Consider the following 24892-nt stretch of genomic DNA (forward strand, 5'->3'; position numbering starts at 1 on the left):
CTCATGCCGCGGCCGTGCGCGGGGGGCTGCCGCCGCCGGGGACGGGCCGTCGTTCGGGGTCGACCCAGCGGGGTGGGACGAACCAGGGGCGGCCGGCGATCATGCGAATCTGCCAGTCGCCGTGGTGTGCGAGGTGGTGGTGGTAGCGGCAGAGCAGGACGAGGTTGTCCGGCTCGGTGGGCCCGCCGTCGACCCAGTGTCGGATGTGGTGCGCGTGGCAGCGGCGGGGCCGGCGGGTGCAGCCGGGATGGGCGCAGCCGCGGTCGCGCAGGGTCAGGAGGCGCCGGAGGGCTTCGGTGACGGCGTAGGCGGCGCGGCCGAGTTCGACGGGCTCACCGCGGGTGCCGAGGACGACCGGGAGGACCTGGGCGTCGCAGGCGAGGCGCCGGGCGGTCGCGGGGTCGAGGGCGCGGCCGGTGTCGAACTCGGCGTGGCCGACCTGCTCACGGAGCCAGTCGAGGGGGATCGTGACCGCGATCTGCGCCCGCGTCGGGATCGGCAGTCGGGCCGCCCGGTGCGACCCCGGCCGGGCCGCACGCGGCCGTGACGGCACCGGGGTGGCGTCGGCGGTGTGTCCGGCGGTGTCCTCGGCGGTGTCCTCGTCGGGGTCGGGGTCGGGGTCGGGGTCGGGGTCCGGGTCCGGGTCCGGGTCCGGGTCCACGAGGTGAAGGCGGCCGTGCCGACGTTCGAGGTCCTCGTCCTCGTCCTCGTCGCCGTCCTCGCCGTCGTCCCCCGTGCGGCCGGCGTCGGACCGGGGTTCGTCGCGGGGCTCGTTGAGGGGTTCCGGGTCGTCGGGGTCGATGAGGCCGGCGGGGGTGTGGGCGGCGGCGCAGAGGTCGAGCAGCACCTCCGCGCGGCGGGCGCCGAGGGAGCGGGTGTCGTCGGGGCCGGCGGGCTCGGCGAGGGCGTCGAGGGTCTCGAGGAGCAGCTCGACGTCGGCGGCGCCGTGGATGTGGCCGGTGAAGGCGAGGGTGCCGTCGCGGCGGGGGACGAGCAGCCATTCGTCGTCGGGCTCGCCGGGCTCGGCGGGGGCGGCGCCGTCGGGGTCGAGGGTGGCCAGCAGCCGGGCGACGACCCGTTCGAGGCCGTGCGGGGACAGTTGCCGTGCGGAGGCGGCGAGGAGATCTTCGGCGGCGGCGACCTGCTCGGGGTCGATGTCCTCGATGGCGGCGATGCGGTCCATGGCGCGCACGAGGACGCGCAGGTGTTCCTCTCCGGCGGCGCCCTCGGCGGCGGCCAGGGCCGAACCGGGCAGGCGTGGGGGCAGGGTCTGCCCGGACAGCGCGACGAGGGGGAGGGTGTGTTCGGCGTGGCGGACGAGGTGGTCGGCGTGGGCGTGGTCGACGCGCCAGAGTTCCTCGAGGAAGCGGCCGAGGGTGCGGTGTCCGGTGGCGGTCCAGGCGGCGGTCTCGGCGAGGTCGCCGATCGCGGCGAGCAGGGCGTGTTCGGCGAGGCGGGCGGCCGTCATGGCGGTCCGGGCCCGGTCGATCACCGCCTCGTCCGAGGCACTCATGCTCATGATGACCATGGTAGAGGCCTGCGAACTGCGACGACAGGCGCCATTCGAACCTATGTTCGATCAGCGTTCGCCATCCTCCGTCCTGTCGATCGGAGCAATCTCCGCCAAGGTGCGCGCATGACGATTCCCGAGAGCGTCGGCGTGATCGGCGGCGGCACGATGGGCGCGGGCATCGCCCACGTCCTCCTGACGGCGGGTGCGGTCCGGCTGACCGTGGTGGAGAGCGACGACGCCCGGGCGGCTGCCGCCCGGTCCGCCGTCGGGACGAGCCTGCAGGGGGCGGCGGACCGCGGGAAGCTGCCCGAGGGCGAGACGGTGGACTCGCTGCTGGAGCGGGCGCGCTTCGTCGTCGGGGCGGGGGAGCTGCCGACCGACGCGGGCCTCGTGGTCGAGGCGGTGCCCGAGAAGATCGACCTCAAGCAGCAGATCCTGGGTGATGTGGCACAGCGGTGCCCCGACGCCGTGCTGGCGTCCAACACGTCCTCGTTGTCGGTGGCCGCGATCGGCGCCGAGCTGCCCGCCGACCGCGTGATCGGCATGCACTTCTTCAACCCGGTGCCCGCGCAGAAGCTCGTCGAGCTGATCCGGACCCCGCAGACCTCGGCCGAGGTGGTCGAGCGGGTGCAGCAGTGGGTGGGCGACCTCGGCAAGACCCCGATCGTCGTCGACGACTCGCCGGGCTTCGCGACCTCCCGGCTCGGGCTCGTCGTCGGGCTGGAGGCGATCCGGATGGTCGAGGAGGGCGTGGCGAGCGCCGAGGACATCGACACCGGGATGGAGCTGGGCTACCGGTGGCCGATGGGGCCGCTGCGGCTGACCGACGTCGTCGGACTCGACGTGCGGCTCGCGATCGCCGAGCATCTCGCGACGGAGCTCGGCGACCGGTTCGCGCCGCCGCAGCTGCTGCGCGACAAGGTCGAGCGCGGGGAGCTGGGGCGCAAGAGCGGCCAGGGGTTCCACTCCTGGAGCTGATCGGGCGCGGTGGCTAGCGTCGGCGCATGAGGCGGCGGGTCGCGCTCGACATCGAGCCCGCGGTGAACAGCACCGTCGTGATGATGACGGTGCTGGCGCTGGCGATCGACCGCGGCCTCGCGGACTTCCGCGACGTCCTGTCGCTGGGCCTGGGCCCGCTCGTCGCGACCTCCGCAGCGCACCTGTTCGCCACGTCGCTGAAGGCCGTGCACGCCGACCAGGCCCTGCCGTCGGGCCGGCGACTGCGGGCGCTGACGTGGCAGGCCGCGCAGTACCTGCTGCCGGGGATCGTGCCGCTCGTGGTGGTGGCGGTCGTGGCGGCGACCGGTTTCGCCGGTGTGCAGGGGCCCGTGGAGTCGGCGCACATCACGGTCGACCTCGGGTGGGTCGCGCTGGTGGTGCTGGGTGGGGTCGGCGGGTGGCGGGCACTGTGCCGGTGGTGGGGCGCGCTCCTCGGCGCCGTGGGCGCGTTCGGCGTCGGCCTCGTCGTGGTCCTGCTGCGGATCCTGCTCGAGGGTGGCTTCGCCTCGTGAGCAGGAAGTGGGGCTAGAGGCCCACTTTCTGCTCACCTGCCGGAGGCACGTGCTCCAGCGCCACCCACCCGGCGTACCCCACGGCGCGCAACGACCGCAGCCACCGGGCGAGGGGCAGCGAGCCCGTCCCCGGCGCGCCGCGGCCGGGCGCGTCGGCGATCTGCACGTGCGTGAACTCCGCGCCCCGGCCCGCGATCGCCGCGTCGACGTCCTCCTCGTTGACCGCCAGGTGGTAGAGGTCGGCGAGCACACCCGAACCGACGCCGAGGCGCTCGACCAGCGCGAACGCGTCGCCCGTCGTCAGGACCGGGTAGTCGGCCACCGCCGACAGCGGCTCGATCAGCAGCGTCGACCCCTGCGCCGCCGCCGTTGCGCACGCCGCGGCGAGCCGCTCCACCGCCGCGTCCGCCACCGGACCCCGTCCGACCAGCGTGTTGTGCATCGTGCAGCCCAGCCGCCGGCCGATCGCGAGCCCGGTCGCGAGAGAGTCCTCGAACTCGACCGGACGGTCCCCGACGATGCCCCGCTCGCCTGCCGCCATGTCCCCGCCGAAGAGGTTCATGGCGATCAGCTGCACGCCCGCGTCGGTGATCGAGGCGCAGAACGCGTCCACCTCGGCCGCGGCAGGACCTGCCGTCGGGAAGGGCCACCAGGACTCGACGACGTCGAAGCCGTCGGCCCGGGCGCGCGCCGGGCGCTCGAGCACCGGCACGTCGGGGTAGCGGATCGAGACGTTGACCGCGACGCTCACGCGCCGAACTCCCGCAGCCGCGCGACCAGGTCGTCGACGTCGGTGAGGTTCCCGACGCTGACCCGCAACGTCGCGTCGTCGACGTCCTGGAAGTCGGTCCCGGCCATCACCAGCACGTCCTGCTCGCGCAGCAGGGCCATCACGACGTCGGGGGTGGTCGCGTCGCGGCGCGGGTGCCGGACCCACGCGAAGAACCCGCCGAGCGCGACGACCTCGAACCCACCGGGGCGCTCGCGCATCGCGGCCGCGAACGCCGCCCGCCGGGCCCCGACCTCGGCCGCCCGCTCCGCCCGCCACGCGTGTGCCTTCTCGAGACCGGCCCATGCGGCCTCCTGCCCGACCCGTGGCGCACCGATCGCGACGCAGTCGAGCAGCTTCAGGGCCTGCCGTCGCAGCGCCTCCCCGCCGGCGAGCGCGCCGACGCGGTACCCCGCCAGGGCCAGGTCCTTGGAGAAGCTGTGCAGGGTGACCACCGTGTCGCGCCAGTCCGGCGCGGCGTACAACGCGTGCGGACCGGTCGACCGGAAGGCGCGGTAGGTCTCATCGAGCACGAGAGCGAGGTCGTGACGACGGGCGAGGTCGGCGAAGGCGGCGAGCTCGTCGGGCGGGACCTCGACGCCGCTCGGGTTCCCGGGCGTGACGAGCACGATCGCGCGGGTCCGCGGCGACAGGACCGCCTCGGCGTCCGCGGCCCGGGGGACGAGGGCGGCGTCGGGTTCGAGCACCACGGGCTCGACCCCGCGCATGCGCAGCCACATCGCGTGGTTGAAGTAGGTCGGGCGGGCCACGACCACCTCGTCGCCCGGCGCGCAGAGCGCGTCCGCGACGAGGCAGAACGCCTGGTTGCAGCCGGCGGTGACGACGAGGTCGTCGGCGGTGACGTCGCCGCCGTGGTCGGCGCGCAGGTCCGCGGCGAACGCCTCGCGCAGGTGCGGGAGCCCGGCCTGCGCGGCGTAGCGCGCGTCGGCGGCCACCGCGGCGACGTGCTCGACGACCTCCGGGGCCGGCGGGTAGGCGGGCGCGGCGCGGGCGAGGTCGAGCAGGGGCCGGCGCCCACCCGCCGCCCGGAGCCCGTCGTAGGCGGCGGCCATCGGCGAGTCGACCCCGGCGGCGACGCGGTGGGAGAGGCGCACGGTCGCCAGGATCGCACCCGTCAGCCCGGCAGGGGCGGGAGCGCGGGCGGGACGCCGGTGCTGACGTAGAGGGTGATCTGCTCGCCGGGGCTCGCCCCGGGTCCCTGGGGGGTCTGCCCGGCGACGGTCCCCGCCGGTACCCGGCTGGCGAGGGGGACGGCTCGCACCGTGTAACCGGCCCGCTGCAGGGCCGCGGTGGCGTCGGCCTGCGACCGGCTCACCTGTGAGGGGACCGCGGCCCGCGCGCCGCCGTGCAGGTGGTCGGGGTCGGGCGCCGGCAGCGGGAGTGCGGGCTGCCCGGCGAGCATCGTCGTCGCCGCCGTGTAGAAGGTGCGGGCCGGGACGTTGCCACCGGCGAGGGTGCCCTCCCCGCAGCTCGTCGGCGGGGTGCCGTCGCAGAGCGGGCGCGGCGAGGGCGAGTCGTCGAAGACGACCGACGCCCCGGCGAGCGAGGGGGTGGCGGCGACGAAGACGCCCGACTCGGCGGTGTTCGTCGTGCCGGTCTTCGCGGCGGTGGGTCGGGTCCAGCCAGTCGCCGCGGCCGCGGGCTCGGACGTCCCGCCGGGTTGGTCGTCCTTCGAGAGGCCGGTCATCTCGGTGTCGGCGACGGCGGGCGGGAGCGCCGCCGAGCACGGCTCGGTGGCGAGGGGGACCGGGCGGCCGCGCGCGTCGGTGACGGATGCGATCGGGTCGGGCGGGCACCAGATGCCGTGGCTCGCGAGGGTGGCGCCGACGTTGGCGAGCTCGAGCGGACTGGTCGGGGTCGGGCCCAGGGTGAACGACGCCTGGTTCTGGGCCTTGATGGTGTCCGCCGGCGACGGGAGCCCGGGACCGGGGGACTCGGCCAGGCTCCGCACACCCATGCGCACCGCGGTGTCGACGACGGGCGCGATGCCAGTGGACTCCTCCAGGCGGACGAAGGCGGTGTTGGGCGAGCGGGCGAGCGCGTCCTGGACCGTGAGCGTCGGCGGGTTCGGCTCCGCGTTCGCGATCGTGTAGCCCGGTGTGAGCGGCGAGGTGTAGGTCGGCTGCGGCACCGGGATGACGTCCTGGATGCCACCGCCCTGCGCCAGGTACGTCGACGAGGTGAAGATCTTGTACGCCGAGCCGGCGCCGAGGTTCTCCGGGCCCGAGGGCAGGGCGTAGGTCGTCTCGTGGGCGGCGGCGTCGAGCCCGTAGCCCCGGTTGGCCACCAGCGCGGTGACGGGATGGCGGGTCGGACCCGGGAGCACCGTCGCCAGCACGTCCGCCGCGTGCGGCGTCCCCGGCGGCACCTGCGCGTCCACCGCCGCCTTCGCCGCGACGGTGGCGTCGTGGTCCATCGTCGTGCGGATCGTGTAGCCGCCCTGGCGCAGCTGCTCGGGCGGGACCCCGGCACGGTCGAGGTAGTCGAGCACGTAGGTGCAGAAGAAGCCGGCGATCCCGGCGCCGAGACATCCCTGGGTGGGGACGGGGAGGGCGGGATCGACGCCCAGCGGGGCCGCGGTGGCGGCGGCCGCCGTTGCTGGATCGATCATGCCCTGGACACGCATCTGGTTCAGGACGACGTTCCGACGGCGGGTCGCGGCCTCCGGGTGCTGGACGGGGTCGTCGGCCGCGGGGCTCTGCACCATGCCCGCGAGCAGCGCCGCCTGCGGCACGGTCAGCAGGTCCGGGGTGGTGTGGAAGTAGGTCCGTGCGGCGGTGGCGACGCCGTAGAGCTCGTGGCCGAACGAGACCAGGTTGAGGTACCGGGTGAGGATCTCGTCCTTGGACAGGGCGCGGTCGAGCTGCACCGCGCTCTCGGCCTCGCGGAGCTTGCGGCCGAGCGTCGCCTCGCCGGCGCGGAGCCGCTCCGACGGCGTCCGGGCGGCGACGTACTGGTCGTAGTTCTTCACGTACTGCTGGGTGAGCGTCGACGCGCCCTGGGTGGACCCGCCGGAGGAGTTGTTGACCAGGGCGCGGCCCACGCTGCGTGGGTTGAGGGCGGGCTCGGTGAAGAACTGCCGGTCCTCGATCGCGACGATCGCGCCCTTCATCGCGGGGGCGATGGCTCCGGACCCGACCACCTGCCGGTCCTGGTCGAACAGCCGGGCGATGGGCGTCCCGGCCGCGTCGGTCACCGTCGTCGTGTCCGGCAGCTGCCCGGTGAGCACCCCCGGGGTGTCGGCGGCCGTCCCCTCCGAGGACCTGGCCGCCAGCACCCCGAGGCCCCCGACCACGGGGAACAGGCCCGCGGCCACCAGCGCGCCCGCGAGGACGAGCAGGCCCAGCAGCCGGGCGAGCGAGCCGACCGTGCCAGGACGTGACGGCGGCACGGCTCCCCGGGACATGACAGCAGGATCACCGTTCACCCGCCCGGGTGAAACGCCGAGGAGGACGCCGGGTCCCGTCCCGACCCGTCGTCGGGCGAGGCGCAGATTCGTGAGGCAGGCTCAGGACCATGGGTGACGGCGAGCACACCGACGTTCTCGTGATCGGAGCCGGGTTCTCCGGCCTGTACGCCCTGCACCGGTTGCGGTCCCTCGGGTTCTCGGTGCGGGTGCTGGAGCAGGCCGACGGCGTCGGCGGCACCTGGTTCTGGAACCGCTACCCGGGCGCGCGCTGCGACTCCGAGAGCTACTACTACTGCTACTCGTTCGACCCCGAGCTCGAGCGGGAGTGGACCTGGACCGAGCGCTACCCGGGTCAGGAGGAGATCCGCGGCTACCTCGAGCACGTCGCCGACCGGTACGACCTGCGCCGCGACATCGAGTTCGGGGTACGGGTGTCGGCCGCGGCGTGGGACGAGTCCGGCTGGACCGTGACCGCGGAGGACGGCTCGTCCCGACGCTGCCGTTGGCTGGTCACCGCGGTCGGCTGCCTGTCCGCGGCGAACGTTCCCGATCTCCCCGGGCTCGCGGATTTCGCGGGGGAGTGGCACCACACCGGGCGCTGGCCGCACGAGGGTGTGGACGTGGGCGGGAAGCGCGTGGGGGTCGTGGGGACCGGGTCGACCGGTATCCAGGTGATCCCCGTCCTCGCGGAGCAGGCCGGGCACCTCACCGTCTTCCAGCGCACCCCCAACTACTCGATCCCGGCGCGCAACGCACCGGTGTCGGCGGCGGAGACCGCGGCGACCAGGGCCGACTACGCCGCCATCCGGCGGGTGCAGCAGGCCTCGACCAACGGTCACCCGTTCGTCCTGTCCGACGTCGACGTCCTCGACCTGCCCGCTGACCGGCGCCGCGAGCTCTACGAGGCGGCGTGGGAGCGGGGCGGCCTGCGGTTCCGGGCGGCGGTGAAGGACCTCCTCACCGACCGCGCCGTGAACGACGACGCCAGCGACTTCATCCGGGAGAAGATCCGCGAGACGGTGCACGACCCGGCGACCGCCGAGACGCTCACCCCCCGGGACCACCCGTTCGCGACGAAGCGCCCGCCGATCGACACGCACTACTTCGAGACCTACAACCGCGACGACGTCTCCCTCGTGGACGTCAAGGCGGACCCGATCGCCGCCGTCACGCCCACCGGCGTGCGGCTGGAGTCGGGCGCCGAGCACCGGCTCGACGTCCTCGTGTTCGCCACCGGCTTCGACGCGCTGACCGGGCCGCTGCTCGGGATGGACATCCGCGGACGCGACGGGGTGTCCCTGCGCGAGGCGTGGGCGGACGGGCCGCGCACCCACCTCGGACTCGGCGTGTCCGGCTTCCCCGACCTCTTCACGATCACCGGACCCGGCAGCCCGTCGGTGCTGACGAACATGCCGGTCGCGATCGAGCAGCACGTCGAGTGGACCACCGACCTGCTGCTGCGGCTGCGCGACACGGGGGAGCGGGCCGAACCCACCCCGGAGGCGGAGGAGGCCTGGGCCCACGAGGTCGTCCGCGCCGCCGAGGCGACCCTGCTGCCGCAGGCGGCGAGCTCCTGGTACCTGGGCGCGAACGTGCCGGGCAAGGCCCGGGTGTTCCTACCCTACGCCGGGGGCTACGCCCGCTACCGCGACACGTGCGCCGAGGAGGCCGCGGCCGGCTACCCGGGGTTCGCGCTGACCCGGCCGACGGCGACGGAGAGCCCGGTCGCGGCGGCGGGACGGTGACGTTCGAGACGATCTCTCACCCTCGGTAACAGAGATCCGATCTCGACCGACGATCGAGTCATGGGCTGGGCCGAGAAGGTCGTGGGTGAGTTCCGGGTGTCGCCGTGGCGCACGCTGGCGCTGGGACACCCGAGCCGCGTGACGGCGTCGCGCAGGTTCCGGGTGCGCCACCGCGACCGCATCCGGCTCACCACGCCGTCCGCCCGGCTGCGCCTCGGGACGCACGCCTTCGGGTTCGCCCGGGGCGACGAGGGCGGGCTCCTCCGGCTCGACGGCGACCTCGTGCTGCGGGGCAACGTCCAGGTCGGGGTGGGAGCGGCGTGGGTGGTGGGGGAGGGCGCCCGGTTGACCGTCGGCGACCGGACCTACTTCTCCCCGAGCACCCGGATCGTGGCGATGAACGGGATCACCATCGGCGACGACTGCGCGATCTCCTGGGACGTCCAGCTGCTCGACGAGGACTTCCACGAGGTGATCGTCGACGGCGACGTCCGGCCGACCGGCGCCCCGATCACCATCGGCAACCACGTCTGGATCGGCTCCCGCGCCACGGTGCTCAAGGGCGCGGTCATCCCCGACGACACCTCGGTCGCCTCCGGTGCGGTCGTCGCCGGGGTCTTCACCGAACCCGGGACCGTGCTCGCCGGCTGCCCGGCGAAGGTGGTCCGCCGCAACGTCGTGTGGACCTGAGGCTCGCCCGTCCGGACGCCGCTCGGCTCATATGCCACTTCGCTCATCGACCAGGATCGACGCCCCGTGGCCAGTCGACTCGTCCCGTGTCAGGGTCGGCTCCGACGCTGGTCCGGACGTGATGCTCCGGCCGTCGCCATCGGGGGGTGGAGGCCTGTGCTCGTCGACGGGATCGGGGCGGAACTCGACGCGGTGCTCGACACCGCCGCCGTGTCCCCCGTGTTCCAGCCGATCGTCAGCCTGCGCGACGGCGTCACCGTGGCGTACGAGGCCCTGGCCCGCGGCCCATCGGGGCCCCTGCACACGCCCGACCGACTCTTCGGCGCCGCCCGGGAACGGGGCCGGCTCGACGAACTCGACGCCCTCTGCCAGCGGCAGGCGGTCGCCGCGGCCGTGCGGGCCGGGCTCTGCCGGCCCGCCACCCTGTTCGTGAACGTCGAGCCCGCCGCGATGACCGAGCAGGGGCCGCTGCCCGAGCTGCTGGCGGCCCGACGGGTCCACGGGCTGCCCGTGGTGGTCGAGGTGACCGAACGGGCGCTGCTCGCCGACCCGGCACGGCTGTTGTCGTTCGCGCAGACGCTGCGGGCCGAGGGTGTCGGGTTGGCCCTCGACGACGTGGGGGCGGACCCGGCGTCGTTGGCCCTGATGCCGTTCCTGCAGCCGGACGTGGTGAAGCTCGACCTCGGCGTGGTGCAACGCCACTCCGGGCCCGAGCAGGCCCGGATCATGACGGCCGTGACGGCGTTCGCCGAGGAGTCCGACGCGATCGTGCTGGCCGAGGGCATCGAGACCGCGGTGCACGAGCAGGTGGCCCGGTCCCTCGGTGCCACGCACGGCCAGGGGTGGCGATTCGGCCGGCCGGGCCCGCTCGGGAGCACGCCGCCGCCGACGGACGGGCACGTCCTCCCGGCGCCGCGGCCGCCCGTCGCGGGCCGACGGAACGACAGTCCGTTCGCCATCGCCGCGCGTCACCGCGAACCCCTGCAGGGGAGCCGGCGCCTGCTCGGCGAGGTGAGCCGGCTCATCGAGGAGCACGCCGTCGTCATGGACGGGCCGAGCGTGATCCTCGCGGCCTTGGAGGAGGAGCGGCACGTCACCCCTGCCGTGGCCAGGCGTTACGCCGCGCTCGCCACGAGGGCGACGCTGGTCGTCGCCCTCGGGACGGGTCTCGACGCCGAGCCCGTCCCCGGCGTCCGGGGGATCGATCTCGCCGGCTCCGACCCGCTGCGCGAGGAGTGGAGCGTCGTCGTCCTCGGCCCGCACTTCGCCGGGGCCCTCGTGGCCCGCGACCGGCACGACGAGGCGCCGGACGGGGATCGACTGTTCGACTACGTCCTCACCTACGACCGCACCGTCGTCACGACGATGGCGAGGTCGTTGATGTCGCGGGCGTTATCCCGCCCCGAGGACTGACGGGCGGCGGTCTCAGCCGAGCGCGCGGGCCGCGTGCAGGTCGACGAGCCGGCTGAAGATCTCCGGGTACTCGAGGTTGGTGAGGTGCCCGGCGCGGGGGAGGACCGCGAGGTCGGCCACCGGGAGGGTGCGCCGCAGCATCAGCGTGGCGTCGATGGCCTCGTCGTCGCGGTCGCCGACCACCAGCAGCGTCGGCACCGTCATCGACACCAGCCGGTCGGTGAGGTCGTAGAGCGAGGGGCGCGACGCCTGGACCCCGCGCATCGTCAGGGCCGCGCCGACCGGGTCGTGCTCGGCGAGCACGCGCAGGTGCTCGTCGTGGGCGTGCTCGTCGCGCTCGCGCAGCGACCGCCGCGCCGGGCGGTTGCCGTACTCGGCGGCGACCGCGGCCGACCCGTCGCGCTCGTAGGCGTCGGCCAGGGCGAGCGCGTCGGCCCGGAAGGCCGCGGCGCGGTCCGGCGCCGCGCCGTACCCGCAGCCGGCGACGACGAGCCCGGCGCACCGGTCGGGGTGGGTCAGGCCGAGGTGCAGCGTCGCGAACCCGCCCATGGAGTTCCCGACGACGACCGCGCGCTCGATCCCCAGCGCGTCCAGCACCGCGACCGCGTCCGCGACCGCCCGGGCCTGGGAGTAGGCGCCCGGGTCGGTCGGGACGTCGGAGTGCGGGTAGCCGCGCGCGTCGTAGGTGATGCAGCGGTACCGCCCGGTGAGGTGGCCGAACTGCGGCGCCCACGAGCGGTGGTCGCCGCCGAACTCGTGGAGGAAGAGGATCGGCGGGGCGTCGTCGGGGCCGACGGTCGAGCTCCGCTGCGCGCCGTCTCCTCCTGTGTCGTAGACCGCCAGGCCGACCCCGTCGTCGGTGGTCACACGCACGTCGCCGACACTCCCTCCAACGTCTCCAGGGTGGCGACGACCGGCGGCGCGTGCGCCGCCGCGTCGCGGACGACGGCCATGATGGTCCGCGCCGGGGTCGGACGCACCACTCGGACGGTGCACAGTTCCGGCGGCAGCCCGCGCGTCCCGAGGACCGGGAGCACCGTGATGCCGATCCCCGCGGCCACGAAGGCGATCGCCTGTCGTGGCTGCTCCTCGCCGAGGTGCCCGCCCCGCTGGCCTTCGTCGGTGGCGCACTCTGCCTCGTCGGGGTCGGGGTGTCGCGCCGGTCCGCCCGCCGTCCGTGACCGATGCCCGTGACCGATGCCCGTGACCGATGTCCGTGACCGATGTCCGTGACCGATGTCCGTGACCGATGTCAGTGGCACGGGGTGCCCGGGAGGTACCCGCGTGCCACTGACATCCCGACGAGCATCCGGTCGGGCTCCGGCTACACCTCATAGCTCGGTGCCTGAGGGGTATAGGCTGAGGAGGTGACACGGGCAGGGTTGAGCACCGAGCGCCTGGTGCGGTCGGGCGCGGAGCTGGCCGACGAGGTCGGCTTCGAGCAGGTGACGCTCTCGGCGCTGGCCCGTCGGCACGGGGTCCGGCTCGCCAGCCTGTACGCGCACGTGGCGAACTCCGCCGACCTGAAGTCGCGCATCTGCGGGCTCGCACTCACCGAGATGGCCGACCTGGCGTCCGCGGCGCTGGCCGGCCGCGCGGGCCGGGACGCGCTCGTGGCTCTCGGCGGGGTGTACCGCGACTACGCACGCCGGTTCCCCGGCCGGTTCCGGGCGAGCGAGTTCCGGCTGACGGCCGAGGCGGCTGCCGCCGGTGCCGGTGTCCGGCACGCCGAGCTGGCCCGGGCGGTGCTGCGCGGCTACGGCCTGCCGGAGTCCGAGGAGGTGCACGCGGTGCGCCTGCTCGGCAGTGTCCTGCGGGGCTACATCGACCTCGAGCAGGCCGGGAGCTTCGACCACTCCGAGCCCGACCCGGCGCAGAGCTGGTCCTGGACCCTCGACGCGCTGGACGCCCTGCTGCGCTCCCGTGCCACCACCACCCCCGCGACGCCGGAAGGGACGACATGACGACGCTCCAGGACCTCCCGCTGCACCGGGTGACGGTCAACTGCTCGCGCGGCGAGGCGGGTCGGTTGGCGCTGCCGGGCTGGGCCCGCGAGATCGACCTCGCGACGCTCGACGACGTGCTCGGGTGGCGGGACGCCAAGGCGCCGGGACGGGCGGTGCTCCTGGTGCCGACGGACGACGGACCGGCCGGGGTCGTCCTAAGCGCCGCGTCGGAGCACGGGGTCCGGTCCAGCGCGATGTGCGCGCTCTGCCGCACGACGCACGGCGCCGGGGGAGTGGCGCTGTTCGCCGCGACCCGGCGGGGCGCGGCCGGGCGACGTGGCGACACCGTCGGCACCTACGTGTGCGCCGACCTCGCGTGCGCCCGCCACGTCCGGGTCGACCGCCCGACCGCGGCCCTGCGCCCCGACCCCGGCCTCACCGTCGACGAACGGCGTCGCGGCCTGCGGGAGCGGGCGCGCGAGTTCCTCGACGCGCTCGGCGACCGCTCCTGAGACGTCTGCGACGGTGTGGCCTCCCTGCCCCTGGATGCCGGCAACGACGCTCTGCCGGCATCCAGGGGTGGCCGCTACCCGTGCTGGACCGCGGCGCGGCCGGCCTCGAGGCGGGCGACCGGCACGCGGAAGGGTGAGCAGGACACGTAGTCGAGCCCGGCGCGGTGGAAGAAGTGCACCGAGTCGGGGTCGCCGCCGTGCTCGCCGCAGATGCCGAGCTTGAGGTCGGGCCTAACCTCGCGGCCACGCCACGAGGCGATCTCCACGAGCTCCCCGACCCCGACGGTGTCGAGCGACTCGAAGGGCGAGACGCCGAAGATGCCGTGGTCGAGGTAGGCCGAGAAGAACGAGCTCTCGACGTCGTCGCGGGAGAAGCCCCAGGTGGTCTGGGTGAGGTCGTTGGTGCCGAACGAGAAGAACTGCGCGACCTCGGCGATCTGCGCCGCCACCAGGGCCGCACGGGGCAGCTCGATCATCGTGCCGACCTGGTGCTCGACGGGGGCGCCGTTCACCAGCGACTCCGGCTCGTGCACCACCTCGGCGATCTCCGCCGCCACCGCCTGCAGCTCCTGCACGGTGCCGACCAGCGGCACCATGATCTCGGGGAGCACGGTCACGCCCTCCTCGGCCAGCGTCGCCGCGGCCCGGGTGATGGCACGGACCTGCATCGCGAACAGGCCGGGCACCTGGATACCGAGGCGGACGCCGCGCAGGCCGAGCATCGGGTTCTGCTCGTGCAGACGCCGCACGTTCTCCAGCAGCGCCTCCTGCTTGTCGGTCAGCTCCCCGCGCTCGCGGGCGACCGCGACCTCCACCGACAGCTCGATGAGGTCGGGCAGGAACTCGTGCAGGGGAGGGTCGAGCAGCCGGATCGTCACCGGCAGCCCGGCCATCGCCCGGTACAGCGCGGTGAAGTCGTCGATCTGCATCGGCAGCAGCGCCGCGAGGGCCTTCTCCCGCTCCTCGGCGGTCTCCGCGAGCACGAGGTCCTCGACCAGCGAGCGGCGCTCACCCAGGAACATGTGCTCGGTGCGGCACAGCCCGATGCCCTCGGCGCCGAACCGCCGCGCGAGACCCGCGTCCTCGCCGGTGTCGGCGTTGGCGCGGACTCTCATCCGCCGGCGCGCGTCGGCGTGGGCCATGATCCGGTCCACGGCGACGACGAGCTCGTCGTCGGGGTCCACCTCGCCGGTCTCCAGGTAGGAGACGACGGGGCTCGCCGACACCGGGATCTCGCCGAGGTAGACCTCGCCGGACGTGCCGTCGATGGAGATGACGTCGCCCTCGACGACCTCGCGGCCCGAGGACGTCGTGAACTTCTTCCCGCGGACGTCGACCTCGAGCTCCTCGGCCCCGCAGACCGCGGTCTTGCCCATGCCGCGCGCCACCACCGCGGCGTGCGAGGTGCGCCCGCCCCGGCTGGTGAGGACGCCCTCCGCGGCGATCATGCCGCCGAGGTCGTCGGGGTTGGTCTCGCGCCGGACGAGGACGACCTTGTCGCCCCGCTTCGCCCACGCGATCGCGGTCGCGGAGTCGAACACCGCCTTCCCGCCGGCCGCGCCGGGGGAGGCGTTCATCCCCGTCGTCAGGAGCTCCTTCTCGGCGTCCGGGTCGAAGCGGGGGAACATCAGCTGTGCGAGCTGGTGGCCGGTGACGCGCAGCAGGGCCTCGTCGAGGTCGATGAGGCCCTCGTCGACGAGCTGTGTCGCGACGGTGAACGCGGCGGCCGCGGTGCGCTTGCCGACGCGCGTCTGCAGCATCCAGAGCTTGCCGCGCTCGATCGTGAACTCGATGTCGCAGAGGTCGCGGTAGTGCTGCTCGAGCGTGGTCATGATGCCCATGAGCTCGTCGTAGGAGCTCTTGTCCAGGCGCTCGAGGTCGGTCAGCGGGAGCGTGTTGCGGATGCCGGCGACGACGTCCTCGCCCTGGGCGTTCTGCAGGTAGTCGCCGTAGACGCCGCGGGTTCCCGACGCCGGGTCGCGGGTGAACGCGACCCCGGTGCCCGAGTCCATCCCCAGGTTGCCGAACACCATCGAGCACACCGACACGGCGGTGCCGAGGTCGGCCGGGATGCGCTCCTGGCGGCGGTAGATGTGCGCGCGCTCGGAGTTCCACGAGTCGAAGACGGCGCGGACGGCGAGGTCGAGCTGCTCGCGGGGCTCCTGCGGGAACTCCCGGTCCGCGTGCTCGCGCACGATGCCCTTGTAGGTCTCGACGAGGGTGGCGAGGTCGCCGGCGTCGAGGTCGAGGTCGTTCCTCGAGCCCTTCGCCGCCTTCGCGGCCTCCAGGGCGTCGTGGAAGTGCTCGGCGTCGATCCCGAGCACCGTCGCGCCGAACATCTGCACGAGGCGGCGGTAGGAGTCCCAGGCGAAGCGGTCGTCGCCGGCCTGGCTCGCGAGGCCGTGCACCGAGGAGTCGTTGAGCCCGACGTTGAGGACCGTCTCCATCATCCCGGGCATCGAGAACTTGGCGCCGGAGCGCACGGAGACCAGCAGCGGGTCGTCGGCCTGGCCGAGGTGTTTGCCCATCGTGGCCTCGAGGGCGGTGAGGTGCTCGGTGACCTCGTCGGCCATGCCCGCGGGCTCGGCGCCCTCGGCGAGGTAGGCGCGGCAGGCGTCGGTGGTGATGACGAACCCCGGTGGCACCGGCAGGCCGAGGTTGGTCATCTCGGCGAGGTTCGCCCCCTTGCCGCCCAGCAGGTCACGCTGGTTCCTGTCGCCCTCGGCGAAGTCGTACACGAACTTGGTCACGGCCCACCCCTCCTGCGCCTCGCACACCTTGCCGAGAAAAGTGGCACGTCATCCGGATGGAGGCCACCGGCAGCGACGGCCGGTCACGGCTCGGGTTCGATCCAGAGAGCTCCGATCAGGGCCGTCCGGCCCGGAGCCGCACCGATCGGACCTGCCCGAACGGACGGGAGGAGCCGTTTCCGGTGGTCGTCGGAGGGTCATGCCCCGCCCGACACGATCCAGCCGATCGTGGACCGCGATCCATCCCTCTGCGATCCATCCGGGGTCGAAGCTCAACGAAGGCTCAGGCGAGCGGCCGCTGCGCTTTCGCCGTGACGACCGGCACGGCAGGCTGGGTCGCTCAGGACACACGACCCGGCCGGCGATCAACGAGGACTGCTCCGATGCTCTCCGACTCCAGCGAACAGCGCGACCCCGACCCCGAGGGCACCGACGAGTGGCGCGAGGCGCTCGAGTCCGTGCTGGCGGTGGAGGGGCCGCAGCGCGCCCACGACCTCCTCGACGAACTCATCGCGCAGGCCCGCCGGGCCGGCGCCCCCGTCCCGTACTCGGCGACCACGCCGTACGTGAACACCATCCCGGTGGAGGACGAGCCGCCGCACCCGGGGGACCGGGCGGTGGAGCACCGCATCCGGTCGGCCATCCGATGGAACGCGGTCGCGACGGTGCTGCGCGCGAACAAGGAGTCCTCCGAGCTCGGCGGGCACATCGCGAGCTTCCAGTCGGCGGCCACGCTCTACGACACCGGGTTCCAGCACTTCTGGCACGCGCCGTCCGAGGACCACGGCGGGGACCTCGTGATGATGCAGGGGCACTCCTCGCCCGGCATCTACGCCCGCGCCTTCCTCGAGGGCCGCCTCACCGAGGCGCAGATGGACGCCTTCCGGCAGGAGACCGGCGGCCGGGGCCTGTCGTCGTACCCGCACCCGTGGCTCATGCCGGACTTCTGGCAGTTCCCCACGGTGTCGATGGGGCTCGGGCCGCTCATGGCGATCTACCAGGCCCGTTTCCTCAAGTACCTGCAGGGCCGCGACCTCGCGCGGACCGAGGACCGGCACGTGTGGGCGTTCCTCGGCGACGGCGAGATGGACGAGCCCGAGTCGCTGGGTGCGATCTCGCTGGCCGGGCGGGAGCGCCTGGACAACCTGATCTTCGTCGTGAACTGCAATCTGCAGCGGCTCGACGGTCCGGTGCGCGGCAACGGCAAGATCATCCAGGAGCTGGAGGGCCTGTTCCGCGGCGCGGGCTGGAACGTCGTCAAGGTGATCTGGGGCAGCCGCTGGGACGAGCTGCTCAAGCGGGACAGCACCGGTCGGCTCCACCAGCTCATGGAGGAGTGCGTCGACGGCGACTACCAGACCTTCAAGTCCAAGGACGGTGCCTACGTCCGCGAGCACTTCTTCGGCCGCTACCCGGAGACGGCGGCGCTCGTCGAGGACTGGTCGGACGAGGAGATCTGGGGTCTGACGCGTGGCGGGCACGACCCGTCGAAGATCTACGCCGCCTACTCCGCCGCGGTGAACGAGCCGAACCGCCCCACCGTGATCCTGGCCAAGACGGTCAAGGGCTACGGCATGGGCGAGGCCGGTGAGGGCCAGAACATCTCCCACCAGCAGAAGAAGATGGCGGGCGAACAGCTCACGATCTTCCGCGACCGCTTCGACCTGCCGATCTCCGACGACGAGATCGACACGCTGCCCTACCTGAGCTTCGCGCCGGACTCGGAGGAGGGGCGCTACCTCCGGGAGCACCGGGCGGCGCTGGGCGGGTCGCTGCCCCAGCGGCGGACGCGCTCGGAGTCCCTCGAGGTCCCCGCGCTGTCCGCGTTCGGCGCCCAGCTCGCCGACTCCGGGGACCGGAAGATCTCCACGACGATGGCGTTCGTCCGCGTGCTCAACACGCTGCTGCGGGACAAGAAGATCGGCAAGCGGGTCGTCCCGATCGTCCCCGACGAGTCCCGCACCTTCGGCATGGAGGGCATGTTCCGGCAGTTCGGGATCTTCTCCCGCGTCGGTCAGCTCTACACGCCCGAGGACCAGGGCCAGCTGATGAGCTACCGGGAGGCCGAGAACGGCCAGCTGCTCCAGGAGGGCATCAACGAGCTGGGCGCGATGTCGTCCTGGATCGCGGCGGCGACGGCGTACTCCACCAGTGACGTCCCGATGATCCCGTTCTACATCTACTACTCGATGTTCGGCTTCCAGCGGGTCGGCGACCTCGCGTGGGCGGCCGGCGACCTCCGGGCCCGCGGCTTCCTGCTCGGGGGCACGGCGGGGCGGACCACGCTCAACGGCGAGGGCCTGCAGCACGAGGACGGGCACTCGCACCTGTTCTCGTCGGTCATCCCCAACTGCGTGTCCTACGACCCGACCTTCGCCCACGAGGTCGCGGTGATCGTGCAGGACGGCCTGCGGCGGATGTACGCCGAGCAGGAGGACGTCTTCTACTACCTGACCCTGATGAACGAGAACTACCACCACCCGGCGCTGCCCGGTCTCGGCGACGACGCCGCGGAGGCCGCAGCGCGGGAGGGGATCATCAAGGGGCTCTACCTGCTGCAGGAAGGTGCGCCGGCGGTCAAGGAGGGGGCGAGGAGGTCCCGCTCGAAGGCCGCGCAGAAGCCCCGCGTGCAGCTGATGGGGTCGGGCACGATCCTCAACGAGGTGCTGGCCGCGGCCGGGATGCTGGAGTCCGACTGGGGCGTGGTCGCCGACGTGTGGAGCGCGCCGAGCTTCACCGAGCTGCGCCGTGACGGCATCGACACCGAGCGCTGGAACCTGCTCCACCCGACGTCGGAACCCCGCAAGTCGTGGGTCGAGCAGCAGCTCGAGAGCCGTCCGGAGGGGCCGGTGGTCGCCGCGACCGACTACATGCGGGCCTTCCCCGACCAGATCCGCGCCTTCGTCGTCGGTCGGCGCTACGAGGTGCTCGGGACCGACGGGTTCGGCCGCTCGGACTACCGGGCCGCGCTGCGGGACTTCTTCGAGGTCGACCGCCGGTTCGTCACCGTCGCCGCGCTGTCCGCCCTGGCCCGCGACGGACGGATCGAGGCCTCGGTGGTCGCCGACGCGATCGCGAAGTACGAGATCGACCCCGAGCGCCCCGCGCCGGCCCACGCCTGACCCCCGATGACCGCACAGAGAGGCACCCACTGATGTCGGCCCCCGCGGCAACCAGCAACACTCGCGTCACCGTCCCCAACATCGGGGACTTCTCCGACGTCCCGATCATCGAGGTCCACGTGTCGCCGGGCGACACCATCGCTGTGGACGACCCGCTGCTCACGCTCGAGTCCGACAAGGCGACGATGGACGTGCCGTCCTCGCACGCCGGGACGGTGAGCGAGGTGCTCGTCTCCGTCGGCGACGCCGTCAGCGAGGGCACCCCCGTCGTCGTGCTGGACGCGGGGGAGGGCGAGCCGACCGAGGACGACGACGCCGCGCCCGAACCCACCGACGCCGTCGCGCAGGCCGACACCGAGGCCGCCGCGCAGGAGCCGGACACCGAGCGGGGCGCGGCGGCGTCCAACGGCTCCTCGAACGGCCGGTCGGCCCCGTCCTCGGCCTCGTCGTCGGCATCGACGACCGCCACCCCGCCGGCCTCCGAGCTGCCGGCCCACGCGGGCCCGAGCGTGCGCAAGCTCGCCCGGGAGTTCGGGATCGACCTCGCGCAGGTCTCCGCGAGCGGCCCCAAGGGCCGGATCACGAAGGACGACCTGCTGTCCTTCGTCCGCGGCGGCGACGGCGCGTCGGCCCCGGCGGCGGCCGCCCCGGCCCCCGCCGCGCAGGGCTCGGGCATCCCGGCGATCCCGGCCCAGGACTTCTCGGTGTTCGGGGAGGTGGAGACGCAGCCGCTGTCGCGGATCACCCGCATCTCCGGGCCGTTCCTGCACCGGTCGTGGCTGAACGTCCCGCACGTCACGCACAACGACGACGCGGACATCACCGACACCGACCGCTACCGCAAGGAGCTCGACACCGCGGCGAAGGCCGACGGGTACCGGGTCACGCTGCTCGCGTTCCTCATGAAGGCGAGCGTCTCGGCGCTCAAGGCCTTCCCGACGGTGAACGCGTCCCTGACCCCGGAGAAGGACGCGCTGATCCTGAAGCGCTACTACCACATCGGGGTCGCGGTGGACACGCCCGGCGGGCTCGTGGTGCCGGTGATCCGGGACGTCGACCGCAAGGGCATCGTCGAGCTGTCGAAGGAACTCGGCGAGGTCTCGGCGCGGGCCCGGGACGGGAAGCTCACCAGCGACGACATGAGGGGCGGCACCTTCACGATCTCCTCGCTCGGCGGGATCGGCGGCACCGCGTTCACACCGATCGTCAACGCCCCCGAGGTCGCGATCCTCGGCGTCGTGCGCTCGCGGGTGGCACCGGTGTGGAACGGCACGGAGTTCGCGCCGCGGACGCTGCTGCCGCTGTGCTTCTCCTACGACCATCGCGTCATCGACGGCGCCCTGGCCGCCCGCTTCACCCGGCACGTCGCGCACACCATGGGCGACGAGCGCCGCCTGCTCCTCTAGGTGCCTCCGGCAGGTGAGCACTTTCCGTGGCCATGACGGCGGAAAGTGCTCACGGGGCCGCAGGCCACCACACTCACGTCGAAGGAGAACCCGCTGTGGCTGACACCGTCGTCGTCGAGGTCCCCGACATCGGCGACTTCACCGACGTCCCCGTCATCGAGGTCCACGTCACCGAGGGCAGCGAGGTCGCCCTCGACGAACCGCTGCTGACCCTCGAGTCCGACAAGGCGACGATGGACGTCCCCGCCGAGGTGGCGGGCACGGTCACCGAGGTGCGGGTCGCGGTGGGCGACCGGGTCTCGCAGGGCACCGCGATCCTCGTCGTGACCCCGGCGGGCACCGGGTCGGAGGAGCCGGCCACCCCCGCCCCGACGAAGAAGGCCTCGACGCAGGCCGAGAAGCCCGGGGCGAAGGAGCGGAACCGGTCCGCGCCGACCCCAGCTTCCGATGGCGACGAGGACCGGCACGTCGGGCTGCTCGTCCTCGGCGCGGGCCCCGGCGGCTACACCGCGGCGTTCCGGGCGGCCGACCTCGGGCTCGAGGTGCTCGTCGTCGACTCCCGCGACACCCTCGGCGGCGTCTGCCTCAACGTCGGGTGCATCCCGTCGAAGGCGCTGCTGCACGCCGCGAAGGTGATCGCGGAGACCAAGGAGATGGCCGACCACGGCGTCTCGTTCGGCGCCCCCTCGATCGACCTCGACAAGCTGCGGGACTGGAAGGACGGCGTCGTCGGGAAGCTCGTCGGCGGTCTGGCCGGGCTCGCGAAGCAGCGCAAGGTCGCGACGCTGCAGGGGGTCGGGCGCTTCGTCTCGCCGCACCGGGTCGAGGTGACGACGGCCGACGGGTCGACGACGACGGTCGGGTTCGACCAGGCCATCGTCGCGGCCGGGTCGGAGCCGGTGAAGCTCCCGTTCGTCCCGCACGACGACCCGCGGGTGCTCGACTCCACCTCCGCGCTCGAGCTCGCCGAGGTGCCCGAGCGGTTGCTCGTGCTGGGCGGCGGCATCATCGGGCTGGAGATGGCCACGGTGTACGCGGAGCTGGGCTCGAGGATCACGGTCGTCGAGCTGATGGACCAGATCATCCCGGGGGCCGACAAGGACCTCGTGAAGCCGCTGGCCAAGCACATCACGGCGCGCTACGAGAACGTTTTCCTCTCCACGAAGTGCACGAATGTCGAGGCGACGGAGAAGGGCCTCGTCGTGTCGATGGAGGGGACGAAGGCGCCGGAGCAGGACACGTTCGACGCGGTGCTCGTCTCGGTCGGCCGGGTGCCGAACGGGAAGGTGCTCGGGCTCGACGCGGCGGGCGTCGACGTCAACGACCGCGGTTTCCTCGCGGTCGACGAGCAGATGCGCACGAACGTCGCGCACATCTTCGCGATCGGCGACATCGTCGGGCAGCCCATGCTCGCCCACAAGGCCGTGCACGAGGGCAAGGTCGCCGCCGAGGTCGCGGCCGGGAAGAAGAGCGCCTTCGACGCCAAGGTCATCCCGTCGGTGGCCTACACCGACCCGGAGGTCGCGTGGGTCGGCGTCACCGAGAACGAGGCGAAGGCGCAGGGGCTCTCCTACGGCACGGGCACGTTCCCGTGGGCCGCGTCCGGGCGCTCGTTGTCGCTGGGCCGCTCCGAGGGCTCGACCAAGCTGCTCTTCGACACCGAGACCGACCGGATCATCGGCGCCGGGATCGTGGGGCCCGCGGCGGGTGACCTCATCACCGAGGCGGCCCTCGCCATCGAGCTCGGCGCCGACGCCGCCGACATCGGGTTGACCATCCACCCGCACCCGACGCTGTCGGAGACCGTGGGTATGGCCGCCGACGCGTTCGAGGGCACGCTGACCGACCTGTACCTGCCGAAGAAGAAGCCGGCGAAGGCCTGACCGTCCCGGGCGAGCGGCACTCTCGCACCCACGTGTGCTGCGAGGGTGCCGCTCGTGCGGGTCACGCCGACGGCACGTCCACCGTCACTGCCTGGACGGCCGCCTCGCGGGCGTCGCGACGGTTGTGCTCCAGGAAGTCCGGCGCGGTGCAGAGGTAGAGCGTGCGGCCGTCGGACCCGCCGAGGCCGCAGGCGTACACGCCGGTGCCGGGCTCCACGGCGTCGACGATCTCGCCACCCTCGCGGACCCGGACCGCCCGGCCGCCGAGCGCGTCCGCGACCCACAGACAGCCCTCCGCGTCGAGGGTCGGTGAGCAGCCGTCGGGGGCGACGACGAGCTGGCCGCCCAGCACCGTCTCGAGGTCGGAGGCGGTCGGCAGCGGGCCGAACGACGCCCAGTCGCGGCGCGGGCCGAGCGACCCGTCGTCGTGGAGGTCGAAGGCGCTGATCCGGTTGCCGAACGTCTCGTCGACGAGCAGCGTCCCGCCCGCGACGACGCTGCCGTTGGGGAACCACAGGTCGTCGGCGGCGGCGGTCACCGAGCCGTCGGGGTCGACGCGGTACACCGTGGTCGGGGCGACGGCCTCGCCGCCCATCAGGTCGAACCCGAAGTTGCCGACCCACGCGCGGCCGGTGGTGGAGTCGACGACCATGTCGTTGAGCTGCGCCGGCACGCGGTCGGAGAGGTCGGCGTGCGTCACCACCGAGCCGTCGGCCTCGCGGCGCAGGATCCGCCGGTCGCGCGCGGAGACCGCGAGGAGGCGGCCGTCGGGGAGCCAGCCGAGACCGGAGGGCTGAGCCGGGATCTCGAGCTCGGTGCGGAGGTCCGTGCCGTCCTCGGCCGCCGAGAACACGCGGTGGGTGTAGAAGTCGACGAACCACAGCCGGTCCTCGTGCCAGCGCGGGCACTCGGTGAAGGACATCCCGTCGACGACGGTGCGGATCTCGCGGCTCACGTGGGACCTCCTGGCCTCGGCGGTGGGGCGGGAGGAACCTACTCGCTCAGAACGGCCGGCGTCGGTGCCCGAGCGAGCCCATGAGCAGGAAGAGCAGCGGGAACATCACGAAGCCCACGGGGTGCCCGAGCACCGTCAGGGTGACCATGCCCAGGGCCAGCACGATCGGGATGAGCGCGACCGGCCACACCGTCCGCGCGGGCAGGTGGGGCGCCACGGGGACCACCTGGCCCGCCGGGGCGAGGTGCGGCTCGGGGAGGTCCCGGAAGAGCGCGTCGAGCTCGTCGCGGTAGACGGCGACACCGGCCGCGGCCGAGCGATCGCTGTACTCGGCCACGTCGAGCCGCCCGGCCTCGAGGTGTTCGTCGAGCGCCTTCATCGCCGCCGTGCGCTCGTCGTGGCCGACCCGCAGGCGGGGCGTCTCGGCCGGCCGGTCCGCCTGCTCGTCGTCCATGTCCCCATGGTGCGCCCGGATCGCCCGCCGTGGCGTGAGGTCGACGTTCAATTCTGCGCGGTCGGCCGGACGACGATCTCGCCGACGTCCACGCCCGCCGGCTGGGCCATCGCGAAGGCCACCGCCCCGGCGACCGCGTCCGGCGGCATCGCGATCTGCGCCATCCGCTCCTGGTAGGCGGCTCGGACCTCGGGGGTCGGCCACCGTGTCGACGAACTCGGTGGCGGTGAAGCCGGGGGAGACGGCGGTGACCCGCAGGTGCGGCCCGGCCTCCTGGCGCAGCCCCTCGCACAGGGTGCGGACCGCGTTCTTCGTGGCGGCGTAGACGACCTGGTCCGGCACGATCCGCAGCCCGGCGGTGGAGACGACTGCGACGAGGTGGCCGGCGGACTGCGCCCGGAACACGGGCAGCGCGGCGGCCACGCCGTGCAGCACGCCCCGCAGGTTGACGTCGATCATCTCGTCCCACTGGTCGGGGCCCTGTGTGTCGAGTGGGCCGACGTGCGCCACCCCCGCGTTGGCCACGAACACGTCCAGCCGCCCGAACTCCGCCACGGCGAGGTCGACGAGCGCGGCCACGTCCTCCCGACGACGGACGTCGGTCGGCCGGGTCCGCACCGCGCTCCCGAGCTCGGCCGCCAGCGCCTCGAGCCGGTCCGCCCGCCGGGCCCCGAGGATGAGCCGGGCGCCCTGGGCGGCCAGCAGCCGGGCGGTCGCCGCCCCGATCCCGCTGCTGGCGCCGGTGATCACGACGACGGGTGCGTCCACGGTGTCCTCCTCGGATGCGATAGGG

At 73.5% G+C, this 24892-nt stretch carries 19 protein-coding genes; 10 read left to right on the forward strand and 9 right to left on the reverse strand.

What is annotated here, in order from left to right; translation table 11 throughout:
- Position 1: 1 nt before the first annotated feature.
- Positions 2 to 1519 carry an HNH endonuclease signature motif containing protein gene (locus A3CO_RS35390; RefSeq protein ID WP_169510927.1) on the reverse strand — a complete coding sequence of 506 codons (1518 nt, stop codon included), beginning with the start codon at positions 1517 to 1519 and terminating at the stop codon, positions 2 to 4.
- Positions 1520 to 1636: 117 nt separating this feature from the next.
- Here A3CO_RS35390 and A3CO_RS0106560 point away from each other — a divergent pair, with 117 nt between their 5' ends.
- A complete protein-coding gene (locus tag A3CO_RS0106560; protein WP_018331445.1) occupies positions 1637 to 2491 on the forward strand; it encodes a 3-hydroxyacyl-CoA dehydrogenase family protein in 855 nt (284 codons plus the stop codon).
- 26 nt (positions 2492 to 2517) lie between these two features.
- On the forward strand, positions 2518 to 3024 hold the full coding sequence (locus tag A3CO_RS0106565) for a hypothetical protein (RefSeq protein WP_018331446.1): 507 nt from the start codon (positions 2518 to 2520) through the stop codon (positions 3022 to 3024).
- Positions 3025 to 3037: 13 nt separating this feature from the next.
- Here A3CO_RS0106565 and A3CO_RS0106570 read toward each other — a convergent pair whose 3' ends face one another.
- From A3CO_RS0106570 to A3CO_RS0106580, 3 genes are read right to left on the reverse strand one after another with little or no spacing between them, the layout of a single operon-like run.
- Positions 3038 to 3775: a TIM barrel protein gene (locus tag A3CO_RS0106570; protein WP_018331447.1), complete on the reverse strand. Its 738-nt coding sequence runs from the start codon at positions 3773 to 3775 to the stop codon at positions 3038 to 3040.
- Positions 3772 to 4908, reverse strand: a complete 1137-nt coding sequence (locus A3CO_RS0106575) for an aminotransferase (protein WP_018331448.1) — start codon at positions 4906 to 4908, stop codon at positions 3772 to 3774. The genes A3CO_RS0106570 and A3CO_RS0106575 overlap by 4 nt, the downstream gene beginning before the upstream one ends.
- Positions 4909 to 4928: 20 nt before the next feature.
- Positions 4929 to 7220 (reverse strand): transglycosylase domain-containing protein, encoded by a 2292-nt coding sequence (locus A3CO_RS0106580; RefSeq protein WP_051085855.1) that lies wholly within the window; start codon positions 7218 to 7220, stop codon positions 4929 to 4931.
- A 110-nt stretch (positions 7221 to 7330) separates the two neighbouring features.
- On the opposite strand from A3CO_RS0106580, the gene A3CO_RS30500 reads away from it, so the two are divergent.
- The 3 genes from A3CO_RS30500 (at position 7331) to A3CO_RS30510 (ending at position 11071) form a co-directional block, all read left to right on the forward strand.
- On the forward strand, positions 7331 to 8968 hold the full coding sequence (locus tag A3CO_RS30500; protein ID WP_018331450.1) for a flavin-containing monooxygenase: 1638 nt from the start codon (positions 7331 to 7333) through the stop codon (positions 8966 to 8968).
- A gap of 60 nt (positions 8969 to 9028) precedes the next feature.
- Entirely contained in the window at positions 9029 to 9658 is a 630-nt protein-coding gene (locus tag A3CO_RS35395) for an acyltransferase (RefSeq protein ID WP_018331451.1), read from the forward strand.
- Between the two features lie 156 nt (positions 9659 to 9814).
- Positions 9815 to 11071 (forward strand): sensor domain-containing phosphodiesterase, encoded by a 1257-nt coding sequence (locus tag A3CO_RS30510; protein WP_018331452.1) that lies wholly within the window; start codon positions 9815 to 9817, stop codon positions 11069 to 11071.
- 12 nt (positions 11072 to 11083) lie between these two features.
- On the opposite strand, the gene A3CO_RS30515 is transcribed toward A3CO_RS30510, so the two are convergent.
- Together A3CO_RS30515 and A3CO_RS38620 are read right to left on the reverse strand one after the other, a co-directional pair.
- Complete coding sequence (locus tag A3CO_RS30515) at positions 11084 to 11944, reverse strand: alpha/beta fold hydrolase (RefSeq protein WP_157647117.1); 861 nt, start codon at positions 11942 to 11944, stop codon at positions 11084 to 11086.
- A complete protein-coding gene (locus tag A3CO_RS38620; protein ID WP_018331454.1) occupies positions 11935 to 12132 on the reverse strand; it encodes a hypothetical protein in 198 nt (65 codons plus the stop codon). Before A3CO_RS38620 ends, A3CO_RS30515 begins: the two co-directional genes overlap by 10 nt.
- Positions 12133 to 12453: 321 nt before the next feature.
- Here A3CO_RS38620 and A3CO_RS0106615 point away from each other — a divergent pair, with 321 nt between their 5' ends.
- Complete coding sequence (locus A3CO_RS0106615; protein WP_018331455.1) at positions 12454 to 13035, forward strand: TetR/AcrR family transcriptional regulator; 582 nt, start codon at positions 12454 to 12456, stop codon at positions 13033 to 13035.
- Positions 13032 to 13529: an FBP domain-containing protein gene (locus A3CO_RS0106620; protein WP_018331456.1), complete on the forward strand. Its 498-nt coding sequence runs from the start codon at positions 13032 to 13034 to the stop codon at positions 13527 to 13529. Before A3CO_RS0106615 ends, A3CO_RS0106620 begins: the two co-directional genes overlap by 4 nt.
- Positions 13530 to 13603: 74 nt before the next feature.
- On the opposite strand, the gene ppdK is transcribed toward A3CO_RS0106620, so the two are convergent.
- Positions 13604 to 16279, reverse strand: coding sequence for a pyruvate, phosphate dikinase (gene ppdK / locus A3CO_RS0106625; protein WP_026204345.1), 2676 nt, complete (start codon positions 16277 to 16279; stop codon positions 13604 to 13606).
- Between the two features lie 383 nt (positions 16280 to 16662).
- Here ppdK and aceE point away from each other — a divergent pair, with 383 nt between their 5' ends.
- From aceE to lpdA, 3 genes are all read left to right on the forward strand, one after another.
- Positions 16663 to 19401, forward strand: a complete 2739-nt coding sequence (aceE, locus tag A3CO_RS0106630) for a pyruvate dehydrogenase (acetyl-transferring), homodimeric type (protein WP_018331458.1) — start codon at positions 16663 to 16665, stop codon at positions 19399 to 19401.
- 32 nt (positions 19402 to 19433) lie between these two features.
- A complete protein-coding gene (locus A3CO_RS0106635) occupies positions 19434 to 20807 on the forward strand; it encodes a 2-oxo acid dehydrogenase subunit E2 (RefSeq protein WP_018331459.1) in 1374 nt (457 codons plus the stop codon).
- A 95-nt stretch (positions 20808 to 20902) separates the two neighbouring features.
- Positions 20903 to 22690, forward strand: coding sequence for a dihydrolipoyl dehydrogenase (gene lpdA, locus A3CO_RS0106640; RefSeq protein WP_018331460.1), 1788 nt, complete (start codon positions 20903 to 20905; stop codon positions 22688 to 22690).
- A gap of 61 nt (positions 22691 to 22751) precedes the next feature.
- Here lpdA and A3CO_RS0106645 read toward each other — a convergent pair whose 3' ends face one another.
- Positions 22752 to 23645 carry an SMP-30/gluconolactonase/LRE family protein gene (locus A3CO_RS0106645; RefSeq protein ID WP_018331461.1) on the reverse strand — a complete coding sequence of 298 codons (894 nt, stop codon included), beginning with the start codon at positions 23643 to 23645 and terminating at the stop codon, positions 22752 to 22754.
- Between the two features lie 46 nt (positions 23646 to 23691).
- Positions 23692 to 24867, reverse strand: a complete 1176-nt coding sequence (locus tag A3CO_RS40195) for an SDR family NAD(P)-dependent oxidoreductase (protein ID WP_342663149.1) — start codon at positions 24865 to 24867, stop codon at positions 23692 to 23694.
- Positions 24868 to 24892: the final 25 nt, after the last annotated feature.

It is taken from the genome of Actinomycetospora chiangmaiensis DSM 45062 (assembly GCF_000379625.1).
GTDB classification, from domain to species: domain Bacteria; phylum Actinomycetota; class Actinomycetes; order Mycobacteriales; family Pseudonocardiaceae; genus Actinomycetospora; species Actinomycetospora chiangmaiensis.

Coding starts and splice junctions, on each gene's coding strand:
- A3CO_RS0106560 (WP_018331445.1), top strand. CDS start 1,637: ATGACGATTCCCGAGAGCGTCGGCGTGATCGGCGGCGGCACGATGGGC.
- A3CO_RS0106565 (WP_018331446.1), top strand. CDS start 2,518: ATGAGGCGGCGGGTCGCGCTCGACATCGAGCCCGCGGTGAACAGCACC.
- A3CO_RS35390 (WP_169510927.1), bottom strand. CDS start 1,519: ATGAGCATGAGTGCCTCGGACGAGGCGGTGATCGACCGGGCCCGGACC.
- A3CO_RS0106620 (WP_018331456.1), top strand. CDS start 13,032: ATGACGACGCTCCAGGACCTCCCGCTGCACCGGGTGACGGTCAACTGC.
- A3CO_RS0106580 (WP_051085855.1), bottom strand. CDS start 7,220: ATGTCCCGGGGAGCCGTGCCGCCGTCACGTCCTGGCACGGTCGGCTCG.
- A3CO_RS0106635 (WP_018331459.1), top strand. CDS start 19,434: ATGTCGGCCCCCGCGGCAACCAGCAACACTCGCGTCACCGTCCCCAAC.
- A3CO_RS35395 (WP_018331451.1), top strand. CDS start 9,029: ATGGGCTGGGCCGAGAAGGTCGTGGGTGAGTTCCGGGTGTCGCCGTGG.
- A3CO_RS30500 (WP_018331450.1), top strand. CDS start 7,331: ATGGGTGACGGCGAGCACACCGACGTTCTCGTGATCGGAGCCGGGTTC.
- aceE (WP_018331458.1), top strand. CDS start 16,663: ATGCTCTCCGACTCCAGCGAACAGCGCGACCCCGACCCCGAGGGCACC.